This is a genomic window from Campylobacter sp. IFREMER_LSEM_CL1846, assembly GCF_025772105.1.
GTDB lineage: Bacteria > Campylobacterota > Campylobacteria > Campylobacterales > Campylobacteraceae > Campylobacter_D > Campylobacter_D lari_D.
The window spans coordinates 63,097-85,912 of sequence record NZ_JAKMRM010000006.1 but is presented as its reverse complement, the minus strand read 5'-3'; the positions used below and the strand labels follow the sequence as shown (position 1 = coordinate 85,912).

Here is a 22,816-nt window from a genome sequence, read left to right as displayed (position 1 = left end):
TGAAATGAATTTAGTTATAGTTGAAGATGATATAAATATGAGAAAATCACTCGAAATTGCTTTGAGTGAGTATGAAGAATTTGCTATAAAATCTTATAAATCAGCAACTGAAGCTTTAAAAAAACTAAATGATGATGTTGATTTGATTATTACAGATATTAATATGCCGGGTATGGATGGTATTGAATTTGTGCAAGCTTGTGAGAATAAATATGATTTTATTATTATTACAGGTAATGCAACGCTAAATCGTGCCATAGAAGCAGTAAGACTTGGAGTAAAAGATTTTCTAGTAAAACCATTTGATATTAATACTTTAGTAACTGCGATAAAACGCGCAAAAATAATTCAAGAAAAGACTTCTAAAAAAACAAATAAAAAGACTATCAAAAAAGAAGAAAATCAAGATTTTTATGGCACTTCTAAAGCTTTAGAAGATTGTTTAAAATTGGCTACTAAGGCTGCTAAGACAGATGCGAGTGTGCTTTTTTTTGGAGAAAGTGGGGTGGGTAAAGAAGTTTTTGCAAATTTTGTGCATAAAAATTCAAAAAGAGCACAAAAGCCTTTTGTAGCAATTAATATGGCAGCAATTCCATCAAATTTGATAGAAAGTGAGCTTTTTGGTTTTGAAAAAGGTGCATTTACCGATGCTAATACTACTAAAATAGGGTTGTTTGAGCTCGCTAATGAAGGCACTTTGTTTTTAGATGAAATAGGTGAAATGCCTTATGAAATTCAAGCAAAATTATTAAGAGCCTTACAAGAAAAAGAAATTACAAGATTAGGAAGCACTAAGAGTATAAAGATTGATGTAAGAATTATTAGTGCAACTAATGCTCATATAGAAAAAAAGATTGCAGATAATGAATTCAGACAAGATTTATATTATAGGCTTAATACTATTCCTATTAATATACCACCACTAAGAGAGCGTCAAGAAGAAATTTTGCAAATTGCACAAAAGGTATTACTTGATACATGTAAAGAATACGATTTTAATGAAAAAACTTTAAGTCAAGAAGCACAATGTGCTCTATTAGCTTATGATTTTCCAGGTAATATTAGAGAGTTGATTTCTATTATACAAAGAGCTTGTATTTTAAGTGAAAATGATGAGATTAGCGCTCAAGATTTATTCCTAGAAAGTAGAAAAAGTAAAGATATTAAAAATCTTGAAAAAGAATTGATTTTAGAAGCTTTAAAAAATTCGCAAGATATTGCAGAAGCAGCTAAGCTTATAGGGATGAGTGAGAAAATTTTTAGTGAAAAAATGAAAAAATACAATATTACTTAAAAAGGATGGATGATGAAAAAAATAGCCATTGTAGGTGCAACTGGAGCAGTTGGAGAAGAGCTTTTAAATGTTTTGGATGAGCTTGATTTCCCGGTTGAAAGTATTTTACCATTAGCAAGTGCAAAAAGCGCAGGTAGTGAAGTAGAATTTAGAGGAAAAAGTTATAAAGTAAAAGAATTAACTCCAAATGTTTTTAAAGAAAATCCTGTAGATATTGCTTTTTTTAGTGCCGGAGGAAACATAAGTGCTGAGTATGCAAAATACGCAGTAGAGTGTGGTGCTGTAGTGATTGATAATACTAGTCATTTTAGAATGGATGAAAATGTTCCTTTGGTAGTTCCTGAATGCAATAGCGAAGATATTAAAGATTGGGAAAAAACAGGAATTATTGCTAATCCAAATTGCTCTACTATACAAATGGTGCATGTTTTAAAACCACTTGATGATGTATTTAATCTAAAAAGAGTAGATGTAAGTACTTATCAAGCAGCAAGTGGTGCAGGTAAAGAAGGTATGGAAGAATTAGTTCAAGGAATGCAAAGTTTTTTTGCTTTTAAATTAGATGAATTTGAGGCAAAAACTTTTCCATATACCTTAGCTTTAAATTTAATTCCTCAAATTGATGTTTTTAGTGAAAATGGCTACACTAAAGAAGAATTAAAAATGGTAAATGAAACGCAAAAAATATTGCATAAAAAACTTGAAATTTCAGCAACTTGCGTAAGAGTTCCTGTGCTTAGAAGTCATAGTGAAGCTATTACTATGCATTTTGAAAAAGATGTTGATGTTGCTAAGGTTAGAGAGATACTTTCTAAAGCACCAAGTGTTGTTGTGATTGATGATGTAGAAAATAAAAAATATCCTATGCCACTTTTTACAAGCGATACTAATGAAACTTATGTAGGAAGAATTAGACGCGATATTAATCATAAAAATATTTTACACTTATGGTGCGTGGCTGATCAAATTCGTGTAGGAGCTGCTACAAATGCAGTGCGTATTGCACAAAAATGGCTAGAGTTAGTTTAAAAGGAGAAGAATGCTAGAAAGATTTTTTGAGAATTTATTGGTTAAGAGTCGTTTAGTCACTATTTTGCCTGTAATTTTTGGCCTTATAGGAGCTTTTGTTTTATTTTTTATTGCAAGTTATGATGTGATTAAAGTTTTAAAATATGTATTTGAGTATTTTATGTTGCCTAATTCTACGGTGGATTTGCATGAAGATATTGTTGGTTTGATTATAGGGGCTGTAGATTTATATTTAATGGCTTTAGTTTTATTTATATTTTCTTTTGGAATTTATGAACTTTTTATTAGTGAAATAGAAGAATTTAAACAAACTAAACAGTCAAAAGTTTTAGAGGTGCACAGTTTAGATCAACTAAAAGATAAACTTGCAAAAGTTATTATTATGGTTTTAGTTGTAAATTTTTTCCAAAGAATTTTGCAAATGCAACTAAATACGGTTTTGGATATGACTTATCTTGCAGGTTCTATTTTAGCTCTTTGTATAGGACTTTATTTTTTACACAAAAGTGATCATTAAAATAAGGAATAAAAATGATTTTTATTGATGCATGTTTTAAAAAGCCAACCTCTTATACTCCAATTTGGATGATGCGCCAAGCAGGAAGATATTTACCTGAATATATGCAGGTTAGAGCAAGTGCTGGAGATTTTTTATCACTTTGTAAAGATTATAAAAAAGCGAGTGAAGTTACCTTACAACCAGTAGATATTTTGGGTGTTGATGCAGCTATTATTTTTTCAGATATTTTGGTAGTACCTTTAGAAATGGGTATGGATTTAAAATTTGAAAAAGGCGAGGGCCCTATATTTTCAAATCCTATTAAAACAAAAGAAGAATTGGAAAGATTAGATGTTGAAAAAAGCATTAAAAATCTTTCTTATGTTTATGATGCACTAGCATTTACTAGAGAAAAACTTACACAAGATAAAGCTTTGATTGGTTTTTGTGGAAGTCCTTGGACTATTGCTACTTATATGATAGAGGGTGGTAGTAGTAAAAATTATGCAAAGTGTAAAAAATTAGTCTATCAAAATCCTGAATTTTTACATCAAATTTTATCTAAACTTACTTTTGTTTTAAAGTATTATATTCAAGAGCAAATTAGAGCAGGTGCTAATGCTATACAGGTATTTGATAGTTGGGCAAGTGCTTTAGAAAAAGAAATGTTTTTTGAGTTTTCTTTTAAATATATGCTTGAAATTGCTGATTTTATAAAGGAAAAATATCCGCATATTCCTGTGATTTTATTTCCTAAAGGGGTAAGTGGGTTCTTAGATGATATAAATGGAAATTTTGATGTCTTTGGAGTAGATTGGAGTACCCCTTTAGAGTTGGCTAAGGAAAAACTAGGCGCTAAATATACTTTGCAGGGTAATATGGAGCCTTGCAGACTCTATGATAAAAAAGCTATTGAACAAGGTGTGGATAAAATTTTAAATATTATGCAAGATAGTGCACATATTTTTAATCTCGGACATGGAATTTTACCTGATATTCCTGTTGATAATGCTAAATATTTTATCAAGTTAGTTCAAGAGAAATCTAAAAAGTGAATAAAATAACTTTTGGGCCTATAAGTTCAAGAAGATTTGGACTTTCATTGGGAATTGATTTAAGTCCAAATCAAAAACAATGTAATTTTGACTGCGTTTATTGTGAATTACAAGCTGCAAAACCTTTGGAAAAATCTTTAATTTATCCTAAAATAAAAAATATTATCGATGAAGTACAAAGTGTATTGAAAAGTAATGTGCAATTTGACTTTTTAACATTAACTGCAAATGGTGAGCCTACTTTATATCCTCATTTAAAAGAATTAGTTTATGAATTAAATAAAATAAAACAAGATAAAAAACTCTTAATCCTAAGCAATGGTAGTGGAGTTTTAAATTCGGATATTTTTGATGCTTTAATGTATATTGATGTAGTTAAATTTAGTCTTGATAGTGCAATGGAAAAAACTTTTTATAGAGTTGATAGGGCTTTAAAGCAAATAAAACTTGAAACAATGATAGAACAAATGATCACCTTTAGAGAGAAATTTTTGGGTGAGCTTGTTATGGAAGTTTTAATTGTCAAGGGATTGAATGATAACAAAGATGAGATGTTGGCTTTAAATGAGGCATTTGACAAGATAAGACCATCAAGAGTGGATTTTAGCACTATAGATAGACCACCTGCGTATCCTGTTAAAGGTATATCTTTGGAAAAGTTGGAAGAATTAAGTATGTATATCACTAGTGTGCCTGTTGTGCTTGCTAAACATTATTACAAAGGTGAAAAAATTGATTTTAATATCCAAGAGCTCCTGAAGATGCTGCAGCTTAGAGCGCAAAGTGAATTTGACATAGAAAACAAATTTAGTCAGCATAGTAAAGATATATTAGAAAAATTAATTAAAGAACGAAAAGTTGTTGTAGAAAATTTAGCAGGAGTAAAATTTTACAAAAAAGCGTAATTTTTTATAAAAAATCTTGACAAAAAAGTTTTTTTCTTATATAATATCATTTCTTATTTATTGATGTTCCGGATTAGCTCAGCGGTAGAGTAGTCGGCTGTTAACCGATTGGTCGTAGGTTCGAATCCTACATCCGGAGCCACTTCATAAAGTTAATCTCATGTATATTTTATAATAATCTAATTTGTAATTTATAATTATATTTTTTGATAGTTAATTAGTATTTTCTTATTTTATGAAAATACTAATTTTTAATATCAAAAGTAAAAAATTTACTTTCAAAATTATTCCCTACTTTTTCATATTGAAACATAGCAGGTTCTAAATTTTGGACTTCATGATATAATAGTCCTAGTGCAAGTCTTGCTTCTAAGGTTTCTTCATTTTCTAATTTTGCAAGCTCTAGTAAAGCTATGGCTGAATTTGGATTATTAGAACCTATCGCTGCTACTGCGGCTAAAAATAAAGTTTGTGCATCTTTGATTTTATAATCATCTATTAAGATATTGTAAAGCGTATATGCTTCTTGGTATTCTTTAGCAAAAATATCAACATAAGCTAGAGCAAAAATCAGTCCGATGGAATTTTTATTACTCATAGCAAGTCTTTTTTTTATGTCATTTCTAACATGATTTAACAAGCCTGTAATTTGCATAAGTGTCACATAGCTGTCTTTAACTATACCAGCTCCACCAAATAAAGAATTATAATCAAGCTTGGTTGTTAAAAAATACATTTGTGCTTGTTTGGCATACTCTTTAATATCAAGATTTGTGTTTTTAGAATTAAAATATAAAATATTGCTAATAATATCCTCACCGAGTAAATCTTTTAATTCTTTTATTTTTTGATTTCTTAAAATTTCAAGATTATTGCCATTAGCAGCTACTATAGCAAACATTAATTCTAAAGGAGTATTTTTGCTATTTGAAAGGTTATCTAAATAAGGAATCATAGCAGTAAAGTCACTTTTAACTAGATGTAGTAAATATTTATAGATATTATGATTTTGATCGATATTATTATCTGCTTGTAAATTTTCCAAAAGTTCATTAGCAAGTTTGGTATAATCTTTTTTTACTAAATCCATGCAATATATGGCAAAAATACCTGCAATATAATTTTTTGGATTTAAATGATAAGCAGTTGAAAAATGTTTATATGCATTATTATAATCTTGCAGTTGTGCATAAGTTAAAGCAAGATTATAATGAATTACATCATGAGCATGATAAATTTCACTTAAATTTTTAAATTCTTGATTTGCTTCTCTTAGATGAAAATTAAAAGCTAGATTGATAGCATGAGATAATTCCACATTAACGCCTGATAAAGCTTTGCTTTTAACAAGCAATTCATTTTCATACTCATACCCTTGTATGAAATTTCCCAAATCAGCTTTTGTGATGAGTTCCATGCTTTGTTTTATATCAAAAACGCGATAAGGTGAAAAATAAAAAAGTAAATCATAAATTTGTTGTTTTCCTGTGATTAAACTTTTGGCAAAATGTTGCTGCGCTATATCAATATTTGAAAAATTTCTTTTTAGTCTTGTTTTTATGTTATAGTATTTTGAGCCAATAGCTCTATCTTTTACATATAAAGTTTTTAAAATTTGTGCACCATTGTCAAATTGGCCTGTTTTTAATTCTACTAAAGCTAGAGCCATTTTGCTTCTTATGGCTTGATTTTCTATTTTTGATGCTTTTTCAAGATATTCTTTAGCTTTTTTATATTCTCCCAGTTTTGCATATAATAAACCTAAGGGTAAGCTTGCTTCATAATCTTGTTGCTTTTGCAAAAGATTAATGGCATTTTGATCAGATTTTAATAATGCGTAAATTTTTGCCCCAAGGTAATAAGACTCCCCTTGATAGCTGTTGATATTACTTGAACGCATGAACATTTGTAAAGCCTCTGGATAAAATCCTTGATAGTAATTAATTAATCCTAGATAATAATCATACAAAGAAGATTTAGAATCTTGTGGTAAATGTACTCTTGCTAAATCAAGATAATATTTAAATTTCTCTTTATCGCCCAGATTAAAATAACACACAGCTATATTAATAGCTGCTGCAACTTTGTGTTCTTCTAATTCTAAAGATTGTTTGAAATTCTCAACAGCACTAATATAATCTTTTTGTTTCATTTGAGCTACACCAAGATTATAACTTGATAAAGATTGATTGAAAATATTAATATTATTATAAAGCTCTAAAGCACTTTCTATATCACCTTTTTCATATAATAAATTTGCCTTTTGTACTACAAGATCTAAAGCAGATTGTTTCACCTTTGTGATACTTGTACTAACATTATCTTCTAAAATTGGATTATTTGTGATTACTTTTTTATCTTCTTTAAAAACAAGAAGTAAAACTAAAATAATAAGTAAAATTAGAGCAAGAGCACCAAGTGTTGAAATCAAAATAAGAAATTTTTTATCAAAAAGCTTTTTCTTTTCTTCAGGTTGTAATGTTTGAGGTTCTTCCTCTACTCTTTGAAAAGTACTTTCTTCTTTCTCTAATTCAGGAGGTATTGTGCCAGGAGGGATAGTTTGTTCTTCCACTCCTGGATTTTCATCAATATCTGAAAAAGCTTTTTCTTGATTATCTTGTTCTTTAGGTGTTACTTCTTCGGCCATGTTTTCTCTTAAAAGTATTTTCTTAATGCATCAGGAATTCTTATATTTCCATCTTTTTCTTGATAATTTTCCATAATAGCTACTAAGGTTCTACCAACAGCTAGCGAAGAACCATTAAGTGTGTGAACTAATTCATTTTTGCCCTTATCGTTTTTAAAGCGGATCTTTGCACGTCTTGCTTGAAAATCTTTACAATTTGACACAGAGCTAATTTCACGGTATTTGTTTTGCGATGGAAGCCATACTTCTAAGTCTACTGTTTTCGCAGCAGAAAAGCCCAAATCTCCCGTGCAAAGCATTAAATGCCTATGTGCTAGACCCAAAGAGCTTAGTAAATCACTAGCGCAATTTAACATTTCTTCAAACATTAATTCACTTTGATCAGGTTTGCATATACTAACAAGCTCTACTTTTTCAAATTGATGTTGTCTTATAATACCTCTTGTATCTCTACCCGCGCTTCCTGCTTCTTGTCTAAAACAAGCACTATAGCAGGTCATTTTTAAGGGTAGTTCTTCTTGAGTTAAAATTTCATTAGAATAAAGATTAGTTACAGGAATTTCAGAAGTTGAGATGAGATATAAATCATCATTTTCTACCTTATACATATCATCTTTAAATTTAGGAAGCTGTCCTGTGCCATACATGGTTGCGCTATTTACTAAAAATGGTACATTGACTAGCTCAAAACCTCTACTTCTATTAAAATCAATCATATAATTTACCAAGGCTCTACTTAGTAAAGCTCCTTCATTTTTAAGCACACAAAAACGACTTTGTGAGATTTTAACCCCTCTTGCAAAATCAAGCCAGTTTAATTTTTCTCCCAAATCATGATGTTCTTTGATTTCAAAATCAAAACTAGGAGGTGTTAGAACTTTTTTTAATTCTATATTTTCATCTTCATCTTTTCCAAAAGGCACGCAATCATCAGGGATATTTGGTATTGCTAGGGCAATTTGTTCTAGTTTTTCTTCTAGCGTGCTAACGATTTTTGACTGAGTATTGATTTTTTCTTTATTTTGGCTTAGTTGCGCTTTTAAGCTTTCTTTATCTTGTGCTGTTGCAAGCTCTTTACTAAATTTATTTTGAAAAGCTTGAAATTCTTCCAAAAGTGCTTTTTCTTTTTTTAAATTTATAAATAAGTCGCTAAGTTCTTTGAGTAAATTTTCATCTACTTTTTTAGCTTTTAGTTTTTGCGCAATTTCATCAAAATTATTTTGCAAAAGTTTTAAATCTAACATTCTAACTCCTTTTATAGTCCTATTTTAGCATAAATTTTTTCCATTGTTTCTCGGGCTTGTTTTTTTGCTTTGCTTGCTCCAAATTCTAAAATCTCATCGATTTTAGAAGGATTAGCTAGTAATTTTTCATATTCTTCCTTAGCCGAGGCAAAATACTCACTAATGATTTCATTTAAATACATTTTAAAATGCCCATAACCTTCGCCACCTTTTTCATAACGACTTTTTAAAGTTTCTTGTTTTGTTTTGTCTAAAAACAATTTTGCGATTTTAAATACATTACAATTTTGCCAATCTTTTGGATCTTCTAAAGCTGTACTATCTGTAACAATAGAAGAAATTTGTTTTTTAATAGCTTTTGGTGTATTAAAAATATCGATTGTGTTTTGATAAGACTTGCTCATTTTAGCTCCATCAGTACCAGGTACTACTGCAACTTCATCATTAACTTTAGCTTGAGGTAGGGTAAAAATTTCACCCCATTCATTATTTACTTTTAAAGCTATATCTCTTGCTATTTCAACGTGTTGAATTTGATCTTTACCTACAGGAACTACTTGAGCATTAAAAAGTAAAATATCTGCAGCCATTAAAACAGGGTAAGAAAAAAGTCCATGGTTGGCATTTAAACCTTTGGCAATTTTATCTTTATAGCTATGTGCTCTTTCTAAAAGTCCCATTGGGGTAAATTGAGAAAGAATCCAATAAAGCTCCATCACTTCTTTTACATCACTTTGTAACCAAAATACGCTTTTTTGTGGATCAATTCCTAAACTTAAAAAAGCTGCCGCAGCTTTGAGTGAATTTTGTTTAAGTTTTTCTCCATTAAAATTTGAAGTCATAGCATGATAGTTTGCTATAAACATATACATTTGATTTTCTTCTTGCATATTTAGCATTTGTTTTATAGAGCCAAAATAATTTCCTATATGTAAATCCCCACTTGGCTGTAATCCTGTAATAATTCTCATTTTACCTCTTTTTTGATTTCTTTAATTATTTCTTGGATATTTTTGTTTTCAATGTTTATAATGATATTTGCTTTTTTTTCATATTTTTTGATTCTTTGATCAAATAGTATTTTAGCATTGTTTGTGTTTGAAAATAAGGGTCTTGTGGCCAATTCTTCTTTATTTAGTCTTTGCAAGAGATAATCAAAACTTGCTTTTAAGTAAACGATAGTACCAATATTTTTTATTTTTTTTTGTTCTATGAAGCCACCACCGCTTGCAATAGAACAATTTTGCACATAAGTTAAAAACGAAACAAGTTTTTTTTCTTCTTTGCGAAATTTTTTTTCTCCATATGTTTTAAAAAATTCACTAATTTCAAGATTAAATTTTTCTTTGATTAAAACATCTGTATCTAAAAAGAATTTATCATATTTTTTTGCATAAACCCTTGCTATAGTTGTTTTACCACAGCCCATAAATCCTACAAAAAGGAGGTTAGTTTTCTTGCTCATCTTTGCTACCTTTTTTTCTTGAAGCTAAAATTAAAGGTACACCTTCAAAGTTAAATTGTTTTCTAATTTGATTTTGTAAATATCGTTTATAACTAAAATGTAAAGCTTTTGGTCTATTCATAATTAGAGCTATTTTTGGAGGTGCTAAGTCGTATTGAACCGCATAATAAATTTTCACTAATTTACCATAATCATGTGGTAGCGGGTGGGCTCTTGTGGCTTCTTCTACCAAAGCATTTAATTTTGCTGTTGGAATTTTTTGGGTGAAATTTGCAAAAACTTCTAAAATTTTATCCAAAAGCACATGTATTCTTTTTCCACTTAAAGCTGATACGCTTACAACGGGCGCATAAGCTAGGAATTTAAAACGATCTAGTTTTAATTCTTTTAAAGTTTTATCAAAATCAAGTTCGCTTTTATCCCATTTATTAAGTACGATAATCACACCTAAACAATGTTTAGCAGCAAGCCCTGCGATACGCTCATCAAGTTCGTTAAAACCTTCAGCTGCGTCAAGTACTAAAAGTGCAATTTGAGCATTGGCTAGGGCATATTCAGTTCTATTAAGTGCATAACGCTCTAAACCCTGTATTTTCCCGCGTTTTCTAATACCCGCAGTATCTACAAATTCGATGATTTTATCTTTATGCATAATGCTTTCATTAACAGGATCAATTGTAGTGCCTGCTATATCGCTTACCACGCTACGTTCTTCTTTTACTAAAGCATTTAAAAGGCTTGATTTTCCTACATTAACCCTGCCGATAATTCCCACTTTAATATGATTTTCATTAATAGTTTTTAGCTTAAAATCTCCGCTATTTTCATCAAAATTTTCTAAATAACTTTCAAAGTCTTCTTCTTCATCTGCATTTAAATAACTTTCATCTAAAAACTTACTAGCCCACATACAAAGCTCATCAATGCCTATATTATGTGTTACAGAGATATTAAAAACTTCTTTTACTCCAAAATTAGAAAATTCCCAAGATCTTTCCTCATCTTTTTTGTTATCGACTTTATTGATTACTAAAGCTATGGGTTTGTTGAGTTTTTTCATTTTATAAAAAAAAGCTTTATCTTCATCATCAGGTAAAAATTTTCCATCCACCATATAAAAGATAATATCACTATTTTTAGCAGCTTTAAGCGAATTTGCTTTGACATTTTTAAAAAGCTCATTACTCTCATCAAGCCCGCCGCTATCTATCAACAAAGCTTTTTTGCCATCAATTTCTACTTCTATTTTATTAGTATCTCTTGTAGTTCCACTTATGTCACTAGTTATTGCAATGCGCTTTCTTGCAAGTCTATTAAAAAGACTTGATTTGCCAACATTTGGTTTTCCTATTAAAATAATACTTTGCATTAATACTCATTTTTTAAATTTTTATTTGTGATTATATAAAAATTGCCTTAAAATTAAGCAAAAAAAGACTAAAATAACAGGAATTTTATATGGAATTTATATGTTAAGAATAGTTAAAAAGAATTTAGGTATATATTTTATGATTATTGCTTCTATAGAATTTGCATTTGTAGGTGCTTGTGCAAAAATTCTTAGTGAAGAATTATCATCGATTGAAATTATGTTTTTTAGAAATATTATAGGCACAGCTTTTATGCTTTATGCGCTTTCAAAATTAAATTTTCATAAAAGTGGCGGACATCTTGGACTGCTTATTTTTAGAGGTATTATAGGAACGATCGCTTTATATCTTTTCTTTTATAATGTTTCTAATATTTCGTTAGGTGGGGCTTTTGCTTTTCAAAAAACAGCACCTATTTTTATAGCTTTGATTGCTTTTTTGTTTTTTAAAGAAAGTTTGGGATTAAAAGCTTGTTTTGGGATTTTGATTGCTTTTATAGGAGTATTATTAATCTGTCAGCCTTTTACAGATAGCACTACGCATTCAGGTTTTGATTTAAAAAATAGTATTTTAGGAATTTTAAGCGGTTTTTGTGCAGCCTTGGCGCTAACTAGCGTAAGAGAGCTTAGAAAATCATACCCAGCGCCATTTATAGCTTTATCTTTTGTTTTAATTGGTACTTTGATGCCTTTAATGTCTATGATTGTAGGTTCTTTTTATGAAATAAAAGAGCTTGATTTTTTAATTGCTCCTTTTGTTATGCCTAGTCTTAAAGCTTGGATTTTTATTGTTTTGATGGGAATTTTTGGAGCAATGTATCAAATTCATGTTACTAAAGCTTATGGAGTAGCAAAAAAGGCAGGAGTTGTTGCGGGAGTTAGCTATATAGATGTAGTTTTTACTTTATTTTTGGGCATATTATTAGGAGATGAATTTCCTAGCTTAATGGTTTTTATAGGAATTTTTAGCATTATTTTAGGAGGAATTATTTTGGTTAGTAAGCAAACAAAAGGAAAGAAAAATGGAAAATAAAACAGATTTAATTTATGGTTTAGAAGATAGACCACCTTTTGCTAAGGCATTTTTTGCTGCATTAGTGCATTTAATGGCTATGTTTGTGGCTGTGATTACACCTGCTTTGTTAATTTGCAAAGGACTTGGAATAGATGATACTAATACGGCTAGAATTATTTGTATGTCGCTTTTTGCTTCAGGTGTTGCTTCGCTTTTGCAGATTAAAACTTGGGGTCCTATAGGGAGTGGACTTTTATCTATTCAAGGGACTAGTTTTAATTTTGTTGCACCTATTATTTTAGGTGGGCTTGTTTTAAAAAATAATGGTTTATCGCAAGAAGCAATGCTTGGAGCCATTTTTGGCACTTTAATGCTTTGTTCTACTACTGAAATGATTATTTCACAAATTTTACCTTTTATTAGAAGAGTGATTTCGCCTTTGGTTTCAGGTATAGTTGTGATGATTATAGGTCTTAGTTTGATTAATGTTGGCCTTGTGAGTGCAGGAGGTGGATTTGCGGCTAAGGTAAGTGGTGAATTTGGTTCTTTGCAAAATTTATTATTAGCCGGAGTTGTGATTTTAAGTATTATTGTTTTAAATCGTTTCAATAATGCCTATATAAGAATTTCTTCTTTATTTATAGCTATGATAATAGGGCTTTTAGTGGCTATGACTTTTGAAAATTTTACCTTTAATTTTAATGAAAATTTACCTTTAGTGTTTTTACCCGATCCTTTACATTATGGTTTGAGTATTGATTATAATCTTATTTTACCTTTGATTTTAGTTTTTATGGTAACTTCTTTAGAAACTATCGGCGATATTAGTGCTACTAGTGAAGTTTCAAATCAGCCAGTTAAAGGCGAACTTTATGCAAAAAGATTAAAAGGTGGGGTTTTGGCTAATGGTTTTAATTCCTTTGTTTCAGCCTTTTTTAATACTTTTCCAAATTCATGTTTTGGGCAAAATAATGGCGTTATAGCTTTAACAGGTGTTGCAAGTCGATATGTTGGATTTATTGTAGCTTTTATGTTGATGATTTTGGGTTTATTTCCTATTGTGGCTGATATTACTTTACAAATTCCAGAGCCTATTTTAGGTGGAGCAACTTTAGTAATGTTTGGTACTATAGCTGCAACGGGAGTTAGGATTATTTCTAAGGAAAATCTAAATCGTCGTTCTATTATCATCATAGCTATGAGTTTGGGTATAGGGCTTGGAGTTTCTAATAATCCTGATATTTTAGAATTTATGCCAATGTGGTTTAAAACTTTATTTTCTTCAGGGATTGCAGCAGGTGGGATTACGGCTATTATTTTAAATTGCGTTTTTCCGCTTGAAGAAAATGAAAAAAATAAAGTAAAATAATAAAAATAAGGAAAAATAATGAAAAAAATGATACTAATAGCAGGTCCTTGTGTAATAGAAAATGAAGAACTTGTTTTTAAAGTTGCACAAGAGCTTGAATGCTTTTTAAAAGATGATAGAATTGATTTTTATTTTAAATCAAGTTTTGATAAAGCAAATAGAACTAGTATTAATAGTTTTAGAGGACCAGGTCTTGAAAAAGGCTTGGAAATTTTGCAAAAAGTGAAAGATAAATTTGGCATGCAAATTCTTACTGATATTCATGAGAGTTCTCAAGCGAGTGTTGCGGCTGAGGTTGTAGATGTTTTACAAATTCCTGCCTTTTTATGCAGGCAAACTGATTTATTAGTGGCTGCTGCTAAAACAAAAGCCAAGGTAAATGTAAAAAAAGGGCAATTTTTAAATCCTGAGGATATTAAATACAGTGTAGCTAAAATTTTACAAACTAGAGGCATTAATGAAGAAGGTTTTGAAATAGCCAAAGAAAATGGAGTTTTTGTAGCTGAGAGAGGTTCGAGTTTTGGCTATGGAAATTTGGTTGTAGATATGAGAAGTTTGGTTATCATGAGAAAATATGCTCCAGTTATTTTTGATGCTACTCATAGTGTGCAAATGCCAGGAGCAAATGGTGGAAGTAGTGGAGGTAAAAGTGAATTTGTAGAGCCATTAGCAAGAGCTGCTGCTAGTGTAGGCGTAGATGGATTTTTCTTTGAAACGCACATTGATCCTTGCAAAGCTTTATGCGATGGACCAAATATGCTTGATCTTTCAAGACTTAAAAACTGCGTAAATACGCTTTTAAAAATTCAAGAAATCATTTAAAAAAGGAAAATTATGAAGATAATAGAGGGAAATTTAAGTTTAAAAGGTGATGAGAAAATTGCGATTATCAATGCAAGATTTAATCATATCATCACAGATCGTTTAGTTGAAGGTGCTAAAGATGCTTTTTTAAGACATGGGGGCAAGGAAGAAAACTTAAGTCTTATCTTAGTGCCAGGTGCTTTTGAAATTCCTTTTGCATTAAAACAAGCTTGTGAGAGTAAAAAATTTGATGGAATTTGTTGTGTTGGAGCAGTAATTCGTGGAAGTACACCACATTTTGATTATGTAGCAGCTGAAACTACTAAAGGTATAGCAAGTGTAGGGCTTGGAGCTAATGTGCCTGTGAGTTTTGGAGTTTTAACAACTGATACCTTAGAGCAAGCCATAGAAAGAGCAGGTAGTAAAGCAGGTAATAAGGGCTTTGAAGCTATGCATACTGTGGTTGAAATGCTTAATTTAATCCAAAAAATTAAGGCTTAAAATGGCTACTAGACACCAAGTAAGACAAAGTATAGTTTCTTTGCTTTATGCAGCACAGCTAAATCAAGAAAATAAAGATTTTATCAATGAATTTTTAGATGAGAAAAAAATTCGCAATGACCAAAGAAAATTCACTCTAGATTTATATGATGGTATCAATGAGCAACTTACTTTGCTTGATGAGAAAATCAATGAGTGTTTAAAAGAGCACAAATTAGATGGAGTAGCTAGTATAGAAAAGGCCATTTTGCGTTTAGGTACTTATGAGATTTTATTTACTTCTACACAAAAAGCGATTATCATTAACGAGGCTATAGAGCTTGCAAAAGAAATGGCAGGAGATAATGCTCCTAAATTTATCAACGGGGTGTTGGATAAAATTAACAAGGAAAAGCAATGAAACTTTGTGTGGCTTTTGATGTGTCAAGTTATGATGAGTGTATTAGTTTGGCTAAAGAATTAAAAGGTTTAGATCTTTGGGTTAAAATAGGGCTTAGATCATATTTAAGAGATGGAGCAAAGCTTTTAGAGGCGATTAAAAAAGTGGATGATTTTAAAATCTTTTTAGATTTAAAGCTTTATGATATACCAAATACCATGGCAGATGCTTGTGAAGAGCTTGCTAAGCTTGATGTGGATATGTTTAATATCCACGCAAGTGCAGGTAAAAGTGCTATGTGTATGATTATGGAGCGTTTAAGTGTTTTAAGCAAAAGACCTTTGGTGCTTGCTGTATCTGCTTTAACTAGTTTTGATGAGCAAGAATTTTTTAGTATATACAAACAAGATATCAAACAAGCTGTTAAGGAATTTTCTAAAATTAGCTATGAAAGCGGTCTTGATGGTATGGTTTGTTCGGTATATGAGAGCTTATTGATTAAAGAAAATACAAATGCAAATTTTATTACACTAACTCCTGGAATTCGTCCTTTTAAAGAAAATTTAGATGATCAAAAAAGAGTAGCTGATATACAGTGTGCTAAGGATAATCTGTCAGATTTTATCGTGGTTGGAAGACCTATTTATAAGGCAAAAGAACCTAGAATGGTTTGTGAGAATATATTAGAGCATTTAAAATAAGCCTAGAGGCTTATTTTAAATAAATTTTCATTTTCTTATTTTCTAAAATAATTCCATCATCATCACTAATAATTTGAAATTCTCCATTAAAATATCTTAAGAAGTCGTTTTCAAATTTCATAGATTCTTGATCACAAAGCATTTTTGTCGAAGCAAGATTATCTTCTATTTTGATACTACTTCCTTGATCTTTATAGTTTCCAAAAAATCTATTACATCCTGATACACCAAAAACTCTTTTATCTTTATTATTAAAACTAATGCTTGCTTTAGTATTTTGAGGAAGTTCATGGTTTTTTCCATTAGCTTCATAAGAACTTATAGTAAATTCTTTGTTTTGTAAATCATCAACACTTAAATTTGCCACAGAACACCCACTAAAAATAGCTAAGCTCGCTATACTTAATGTGATTATTTTTTTCATTTTTATACTCCTTTGATTTATACATGAAAATGTTTTAATTCATCCTCTAAATTTTGACAAACTATATTTAACTCATGAGCAACATCTAATAAAATTTTTGAAATCTCTTCATTTTTATCACTTAATTTTACCGTTTCTTGCATTTTATCAAGCAAAGATTGTAAAGTTTCTTGTGTACTTGAAATTTTTTGCATGCAAGCATTTGCTAAATCTCTTGCATTTTCATTGCAAACTTTTACTTCATTGGTTCCTTCTACAAGTTCTTTTGCATCTTGATTTAAAGAGTTAATTTCGTTAGCATTGTGTTTTAACTCTTTAGAAACTTCATTGATACTATCTACCAATTGTTTGGTTACGATGGCAATATTTTTTAAAAATTCTTCTGAATTTTGAGCAAGATTTCTTACATCTTCAGCAATAACTGAAAAGCCGCGACCAAATTCTCCAGCACGCGCAGCTTCAATACCTGCATTTAAAGATAATAGATTGGTTTTATCAGCAATTTCTCCCATCATGTCAGAAGCTTTTTTAATCTCTTCTGCTTGTTTTTCCATAACTTCTACTTTTTGAGATAATATATCTTCATTTTCAGCTACAACTTTTACCTTATCTACTACTTGATTTAATGAGTCAAGCATGGTGTTTAAAACTTCAAAAGATTTTGTATTGGCTTTATTTGCGTTATTTGAAAGTTCAGCAAGATCTTGTAATTCTGTATGAATTTGCTCACTTAAATGATAAGATTCATCAGTTTTTGTATGACCTTCTTTAGTTCTATTTGCTAGATCAAGTGCATTAGCATTTAAAAGTTTAGATTGTTTATCTACCATTTGAGAATTTTCATTAGTAGAAATCACTGTATTTTGAATTTTTTCAATAAATTGGTTGATGTAGGTGCAAGCTTTACCTATTTCATCGGCGCTTTTTATATTAATTCTTGCGCGTAAATCTCCATCGCCGCTAGCTAGTTCTTTAGCATGTTTTAAAAGATCTAAAACAGGATTACCTACAACTATTTTCAAGATATAAAGTACGGCAAAAACGGTAAAAAGTAAAGCAACGCTAAAGATTATAATATAAGTTCTAGCTGAACTTGCCAAATCATCATCTACATGTTTTAAATCATTATACATATCCATAACACCCAAAACATCGCCTTCTTTAGCATTAGCATGACAAGCAAGACAACCTTTATTGGCGATAAGTGGGCGTATAAGTCTTAGATAATGTCCTTGATCGTTATTGATTTCAATGGCTTTAATTTCTGGCTTGTTAAATTGCTCGTTGATAATACTCTCATCACTTTTTGTAAAATGTTGTATTTCAAAGAGCTCAATTGTGCTTTTTGAAGGATAAATTTTAATATCTTTTATACCTTCTATTTCACCAGCATCTTTTATAGCTTGTTCTATAATAGCAGGATCGCCCAAATTCATTGCCATTCTTAATGTTTGAAAAACAGAAGTGCTTAAAGTATCTAAATGTGCACGGCTGATTCTATCTGTAGTTTGTTGAGAATCTTTTTGTAAGATAATCTGCATGATAATAAAACTAATTAGCAATGTAGAAATCATTGCTAAAGATATTTTTGCACCTATGCTTTTAAACATTTAAAACTCCTTTTATTAGTGTAAAAAGTGTCTTATGCCGCTAAAGTATAATGCGATACCATACTCATTAGCAGCTTGAATAATATCCTCATCTCTTATGCTTCCACCTGGCTCAATGATGGCTTTTACTCCTATTTTGCTAGCTTCATCTATACTATCTCTAAATGGAAAGAAAGCTTCGCTTGCTAAAACACAGCCATTTAGATCAAGTCCCATTTCCTTGGCTTTATTAATAGCTGCTTTAGCTGCATCAATACGACTTGTCATACCCATACCAATGGCTACCATAGCTCCATTTTTTACATAAACTACATTGTTTGATTTAGTAAATGCAGCAATTTTCATAGCTATTTCAAGATCTTTTAATTCTTGTTCATTAGCTTTTCTTTCGCTTTTTAAAATCGCATTTTTTAATTCATTTTCTTTAACTTCATCACTATCTTGATATACAAAACCACCATCTATGTGTTTAAAATCATATTTATCATAAGCTCTAGTTAAAAATGGCGTTTTTTGTGTAAAGATTTTAATACGCTTTTTATCTTTAAAAACTTCCAAAGCATCATCGTCTACATTTGCTGCAATAATAACTTCTATATAAATTTCATTGATTTTTTGCGCTAATTCTTTATCTAAAGTTCCATTGATAGCAACAACCCCACCATAAGCACTTAAGGTATCGCATTTAAGAGCATGGATATAGCTTTGGAGTAAGTTTTCTTTTATGGCAAATCCGCAAGCATTTGCATGTTTTACAATGGCTACTGCCGGAGCTTTATCAAAAGCACTTGCTAAATTTAAAGCCGCGTTAATATCGGTTAGATTGTTAAAACTTGCTTCACCTTTTAAGGTTGTAAAATTGTGTGTGAAAAAGTCATCAAATTCATATAAAGCACCTTTTTGATGAGGGTTTTCTCCATATCTTGTGTCAAACACTTTTTGACCTACGATAAATTTACTTGCACCAAAGCCACCATTAAAACGCTCATTCATATAATTTGCTATGTAAGCATCATAATTTGCTGTATGCTCATAAGCTTTGATCATCAATGCTCTTCTAAAATCAAGATCTAAGGTATTATCTTTTAAAGCTTGTATGATTTTATCATAGTCTAAAATATCACAAACGACAATGACATTTTTAAAGTTTTTTGCACCACTGCGTATCATAGCAGGACCACCAATATCGATATTTTCTACAATCTCATCAAAATCTTGGGTTAAAATTGTAGTTTTTTTGAAAGGATATAAATTCACACAAAGCAAGTCTATACTTTCGATGTTGTAATCTTTGGCTTGTTTTTGATGATCTTCATTTTCTCTTTTGTATAAAATTCCACCATGAATTTTTGGGTGTAATGTTTTAACACGCCCTTCAAACATTTCAGGGCTTTGAGTAAATTCACTAACTTCTTGTACTTGTAAATTATTTTCTTTTAAAAGCTTATAAGTACCTCCGGTGGATAAAAGCTCATAACCTAATTTAGTAAGTTCGCTAGCAAATTCTACAACACCTTCTTTATCACTCACACTAATTAGTGCTTTCATTAATTTTTCCTTTCTATATATTGTTTTAAAAATTCATATGATTCATTAATTTCTTGAAATTTTTTAACACCTTCTTTGATTTTTTCTTCATCACTATTGTTTGCGTTTAAAATATCAGGGTGGTATTTTTTGGCAAGTTCTCTATAGCGTTTTTTAAGCTCTTGTAAGTTTGCATTTTCATTTAAGCCTAAAATTTCACAAGCCTTTTGTAAATTCATACCTGTATTTTGTGTTTGCATAGAGTTTAAAAGTTTTTCAAGTATATTTACATCAAGTTCAAAAGCTCTAATGATAGCTCTTAAGACATCTTTTTTGGTATTGTTAAGTTCTCCATCAATCAAAGCCATTGCTACTAAGACATTTAAAATATTAATTCTTTCTTGTTGTGGTAAAGGCACTTCTTTGATAAACTCTTTGGCTATATCAAAAGTATCATTTAAAGTGTTTTTATGTTCATTAAAACATTGTTTTAAAAAATCTCTTTCTTTTTTATCTTTAGCATTATAATCAAGAATTTGTGAGATCATGTTTGCTTCATTCTCGCTAACTCTACCATCACTTTTTGCTATTTTTGCTAAAAGCGCTATAACATAATAGTTTAATCTCCTTTTAAAGCCATCAATCCTTTCTTCATGATAGCCTTGTTTAAAGCCTTGAGAGAAGCTTTTAGCTCCTTTTTTGAAAGAGCCTAAAAGATCATCTTTACCCCAAGTTTTATAATACCAATAAAATGCAAGAATTGCTAATACTAATAAAACAAAAAGCATTTCTATCCTAAATATTCTTTAAATTTATCAAAATAATTTTTTTGTAGTTTTACTAAAGATATCTTAATATCATCTAAAACGAAATCTTTTTCATTTAAAATTCCAAGTTTTGCAAAATTAATTTTCATTTTGTTTGCAAATTCAATAAAATTTTCTTCATTTTTAACACCAATTACAACTCTAGTTGGACTTTCTTCAAAAATAAAACTTCTGTTTTCAAAATTTGTTTTTACATTTACACCTAAATTCGCCTTTGCGCTCATTTTGGCTAAAGTCATAGCAAGACCACCTATGCCTATGCTATTAGCACAATCAAGTAACTTTGCTTCGTTTGCTTTTAGTAAGAAATCCCATAGTTTTAATTCTGCTTTAAAATCTATATCTTCAAGCTCTCCTGCGACTTTTTGATCTAGTACTTTAGCAATCAAAGATCCACCAAAACTACCTTTACTTTCTCCTATTAAATAAATAGCTTGCGTTTCTTTACTAAAGTATGATTTTAAAACATTTTCTGCTTTTTCGTGAATACCAACGCAAGCTATGGTTGGACTTGGAAAAATACTTACTCCATCGGTTTCATTATATAAAGAAACATTTCCGCTTACCACAGGGGTATTGAGTTCTTTACAAGCTAGTTTAATACCTTCACAGCCTTGGGCAAATTGCCACATTACTTCAGGGTTTTGTGGGTTGCCATAGTTTAAACAATCACTAATTGCCAAAGGTCTAGCTCCCGAGCATGCTATTTTTCTTCCTGCGCTTGCAACGGCTGCTGCTGCACCGATTTTTGGATTTACATAGTTTAATCTTGAGTTGCACTCAATGGCCATAGAAAGCAAGCAATTATTTTCTTTAATTCTAATACTATTTGCTCCTAAAGCCCCATCGCTTTTTAAGGTGTTAGTTTGTACGCTTGAGTCAAACTGCTCATAAATATAAGCTTTATTGCTGATATTTTCATTTGCAAGAAGTTTTTCAAAGGCTTCTTGAGTGGGAATGCTAAGTTTAAATTGATAGTTTTTTATTTCATCTAAGTATTTTGGCTTAGCCACAGGTCTATCAAGTATAGGTGCTTTTTCGCTTAGTGGTTCAATAGGGATTAGACCAACTAATTCATCATGCCAAAATAATTCCATTTTGCCAGTATCTGTAACTTCGCCTATAATGGCTGCATCAAGCCCCCACTTATTAAAAATCTCAATAACTTTTTCTTCATAGCCTTTTTTAGCACAAATTAGCATTCTTTCTTGAGATTCACTTAGCATTAACTCATAAGGAGTCATACCTTCTTCTCTCATAGGAGTTTTATCAAGGTAAAGTTTCATCCCGCTACCACTGCGTCCTGCCATTTCAAAAGAGCTTGAAGTAAGTCCTGCTGCACCCATATCTTGAATTCCAACTATATAATCAGTTTTGAAAAGTTCCAAACAAGCTTCCATTAATAATTTTTCAGCAAATGGATCACCAATTTGAACAGTTGGTCTTAAGCTTTTGCTAGATTCATTAAAACTATCGCTTGCCATTACAGCTCCACCAAGTCCATCACGACCAGTTTTTGAGCCTACATAAATTACAGGATTTCCTATACCTTCAGCCTTTGCATAAAAAATATCTTCGATTTTGCAAGTTCCAAGTGCAAAAGCATTAACTAAGATATTTCCATTAAAGCACTCATCAAAAGCACATTCTCCACCTATAGTAGGAACACCCATACAATTACCATAGTGTGAAATTCCACTTACTACACCCTTAACTAAATATTTTTGATGTTTGCCTATTTTTTCATCATGGATATTACCAAATTTTAAAGAATTCATACCTGCAACAACTCTAGCACCCATGGTAAAAACATCGCGTAAAATTCCACCCACACCAGTAGCTGCACCTGCAAATGGCTCTATAAAACTTGGGTGATTATGACTTTCTACTTTAAATACAGCAGCCATTCCTTTGCCTATATCTATTACTCCAGCATTTTCACCAGGACCTTGAATTACCCAAGGAGCTTTAGTTGGAAAGCCATTAAGGTATTTTTTACTTGATTTATATGAGCAATGTTCACTCCACATTGCAGAAATCACTCCAAGTTCTAATAAATTAGGTTCTCTACCTAGTATATTTAAAATTTCTTGATATTCCTCATCGCTAATTTTGTGTTGTTTTATAACTTCTTTATCCATAATTATCTCCT

At 30.6% G+C, this 22,816-nt stretch carries 21 protein-coding genes and 1 tRNA gene; 12 read left to right on the top strand and 10 right to left on the bottom strand.

What is annotated here, in order from left to right; genetic code table 11:
• Positions 1-4: 4 nt before the first annotated feature.
• The 6 genes from L8W40_RS04390 to L8W40_RS04365 all read left to right on the top strand — a co-directional run bounded on the left by L8W40_RS04390 (position 5) and on the right by L8W40_RS04365 (position 4,924).
• The gene (locus tag L8W40_RS04390; protein ID WP_263664765.1) at positions 5-1,294 is read left to right on the top strand and encodes a sigma-54-dependent transcriptional regulator; all 1,290 of its coding nucleotides are present in this window, start codon (positions 5-7) and stop codon (positions 1,292-1,294) included.
• A gap of 12 nt (positions 1,295-1,306) precedes the next feature.
• Complete coding sequence (locus tag L8W40_RS04385; RefSeq protein ID WP_263664764.1) at positions 1,307-2,323, top strand: aspartate-semialdehyde dehydrogenase; 1,017 nt, start codon at positions 1,307-1,309, stop codon at positions 2,321-2,323.
• Positions 2,324-2,333: 10 nt separating this feature from the next.
• Entirely contained in the window at positions 2,334-2,840 is a 507-nt protein-coding gene (locus tag L8W40_RS04380; RefSeq protein WP_087699510.1) for a YqhA family protein, read from the top strand.
• 14 nt (positions 2,841-2,854) lie between these two features.
• The gene (hemE, locus tag L8W40_RS04375; protein WP_263664763.1) at positions 2,855-3,877 is read left to right on the top strand and encodes a uroporphyrinogen decarboxylase; all 1,023 of its coding nucleotides are present in this window, start codon (positions 2,855-2,857) and stop codon (positions 3,875-3,877) included.
• Entirely contained in the window at positions 3,874-4,782 is a 909-nt protein-coding gene (locus L8W40_RS04370; RefSeq protein WP_263664762.1) for a radical SAM protein, read from the top strand. The genes hemE and L8W40_RS04370 overlap by 4 nt, the downstream gene beginning before the upstream one ends.
• Before the next feature lie 67 nt (positions 4,783-4,849).
• Positions 4,850-4,924, top strand: a tRNA-Asn gene (locus L8W40_RS04365).
• A gap of 102 nt (positions 4,925-5,026) precedes the next feature.
• Here L8W40_RS04365 and L8W40_RS04360 read toward each other — a convergent pair.
• Genes L8W40_RS04360 through der form a run of 5 tightly spaced genes read right to left on the bottom strand, consistent with a single transcriptional unit; the run spans position 5,027 to position 11,507 of the window.
• Entirely contained in the window at positions 5,027-7,429 is a 2,403-nt protein-coding gene (locus L8W40_RS04360) for a tetratricopeptide repeat protein (protein WP_263664761.1), read from the bottom strand.
• Positions 7,430-7,437: 8 nt separating this feature from the next.
• Positions 7,438-8,673: a serine--tRNA ligase gene (gene serS / locus L8W40_RS04355; protein ID WP_263664760.1), complete on the bottom strand. Its 1,236-nt coding sequence runs from the start codon at positions 8,671-8,673 to the stop codon at positions 7,438-7,440.
• Between the two features lie 11 nt (positions 8,674-8,684).
• Entirely contained in the window at positions 8,685-9,644 is a 960-nt protein-coding gene (trpS, locus tag L8W40_RS04350; RefSeq protein WP_263664759.1) for a tryptophan--tRNA ligase, read from the bottom strand.
• Positions 9,641-10,138, bottom strand: coding sequence for a shikimate kinase (locus L8W40_RS04345; protein ID WP_263664758.1), 498 nt, complete (start codon positions 10,136-10,138; stop codon positions 9,641-9,643). Before L8W40_RS04345 ends, trpS begins: the two co-directional genes overlap by 4 nt.
• Positions 10,122-11,507 carry a ribosome biogenesis GTPase Der gene (gene der / locus L8W40_RS04340; RefSeq protein WP_263664757.1) on the bottom strand — a complete coding sequence of 462 codons (1,386 nt, stop codon included), beginning with the start codon at positions 11,505-11,507 and terminating at the stop codon, positions 10,122-10,124. The genes L8W40_RS04345 and der overlap by 17 nt, the downstream gene beginning before the upstream one ends.
• A gap of 100 nt (positions 11,508-11,607) precedes the next feature.
• Here der and L8W40_RS04335 point away from each other — a divergent pair, with 100 nt between their 5' ends.
• From L8W40_RS04335 to pyrF, 6 genes are read left to right on the top strand one after another with little or no spacing between them, the layout of a single operon-like run.
• Positions 11,608-12,540 (top strand): DMT family transporter, encoded by a 933-nt coding sequence (locus tag L8W40_RS04335; RefSeq protein ID WP_263664756.1) that lies wholly within the window; start codon positions 11,608-11,610, stop codon positions 12,538-12,540.
• A complete protein-coding gene (locus L8W40_RS04330; RefSeq protein WP_263664755.1) occupies positions 12,530-13,891 on the top strand; it encodes a uracil-xanthine permease family protein in 1,362 nt (453 codons plus the stop codon). The genes L8W40_RS04335 and L8W40_RS04330 overlap by 11 nt, the downstream gene beginning before the upstream one ends.
• A gap of 18 nt (positions 13,892-13,909) precedes the next feature.
• Entirely contained in the window at positions 13,910-14,713 is an 804-nt protein-coding gene (gene kdsA / locus L8W40_RS04325; RefSeq protein ID WP_263662353.1) for a 3-deoxy-8-phosphooctulonate synthase, read from the top strand.
• Between the two features lie 12 nt (positions 14,714-14,725).
• Positions 14,726-15,196: a 6,7-dimethyl-8-ribityllumazine synthase gene (gene ribE / locus L8W40_RS04320; protein WP_263664754.1), complete on the top strand. Its 471-nt coding sequence runs from the start codon at positions 14,726-14,728 to the stop codon at positions 15,194-15,196.
• A 1-nt stretch (position 15,197) separates the two neighbouring features.
• On the top strand, positions 15,198-15,596 hold the full coding sequence (nusB, locus tag L8W40_RS04315; protein ID WP_263664753.1) for a transcription antitermination factor NusB: 399 nt from the start codon (positions 15,198-15,200) through the stop codon (positions 15,594-15,596).
• Positions 15,593-16,276 carry an orotidine-5'-phosphate decarboxylase gene (gene pyrF, locus L8W40_RS04310; protein ID WP_220566733.1) on the top strand — a complete coding sequence of 228 codons (684 nt, stop codon included), beginning with the start codon at positions 15,593-15,595 and terminating at the stop codon, positions 16,274-16,276. The genes nusB and pyrF overlap by 4 nt, the downstream gene beginning before the upstream one ends.
• Before the next feature lie 10 nt (positions 16,277-16,286).
• Here pyrF and L8W40_RS04305 read toward each other — a convergent pair whose 3' ends face one another.
• From L8W40_RS04305 to purL, 5 genes are read right to left on the bottom strand one after another with little or no spacing between them, the layout of a single operon-like run.
• Positions 16,287-16,700 (bottom strand): META domain-containing protein, encoded by a 414-nt coding sequence (locus L8W40_RS04305; protein ID WP_263664752.1) that lies wholly within the window; start codon positions 16,698-16,700, stop codon positions 16,287-16,289.
• A 17-nt stretch (positions 16,701-16,717) separates the two neighbouring features.
• Entirely contained in the window at positions 16,718-18,310 is a 1,593-nt protein-coding gene (locus L8W40_RS04300) for a methyl-accepting chemotaxis protein (protein ID WP_263664751.1), read from the bottom strand.
• Between the two features lie 15 nt (positions 18,311-18,325).
• Positions 18,326-19,858, bottom strand: coding sequence for a bifunctional phosphoribosylaminoimidazolecarboxamide formyltransferase/IMP cyclohydrolase (gene purH / locus L8W40_RS04295; protein ID WP_263664750.1), 1,533 nt, complete (start codon positions 19,856-19,858; stop codon positions 18,326-18,328).
• Positions 19,858-20,625, bottom strand: a complete 768-nt coding sequence (locus tag L8W40_RS04290) for a DnaJ domain-containing protein (protein WP_133319317.1) — start codon at positions 20,623-20,625, stop codon at positions 19,858-19,860. The genes purH and L8W40_RS04290 overlap by 1 nt, the downstream gene beginning before the upstream one ends.
• A gap of 2 nt (positions 20,626-20,627) precedes the next feature.
• Positions 20,628-22,805 (bottom strand): phosphoribosylformylglycinamidine synthase subunit PurL, encoded by a 2,178-nt coding sequence (purL, locus tag L8W40_RS04285; protein ID WP_263664749.1) that lies wholly within the window; start codon positions 22,803-22,805, stop codon positions 20,628-20,630.
• Positions 22,806-22,816 lie beyond the last annotated feature (11 nt).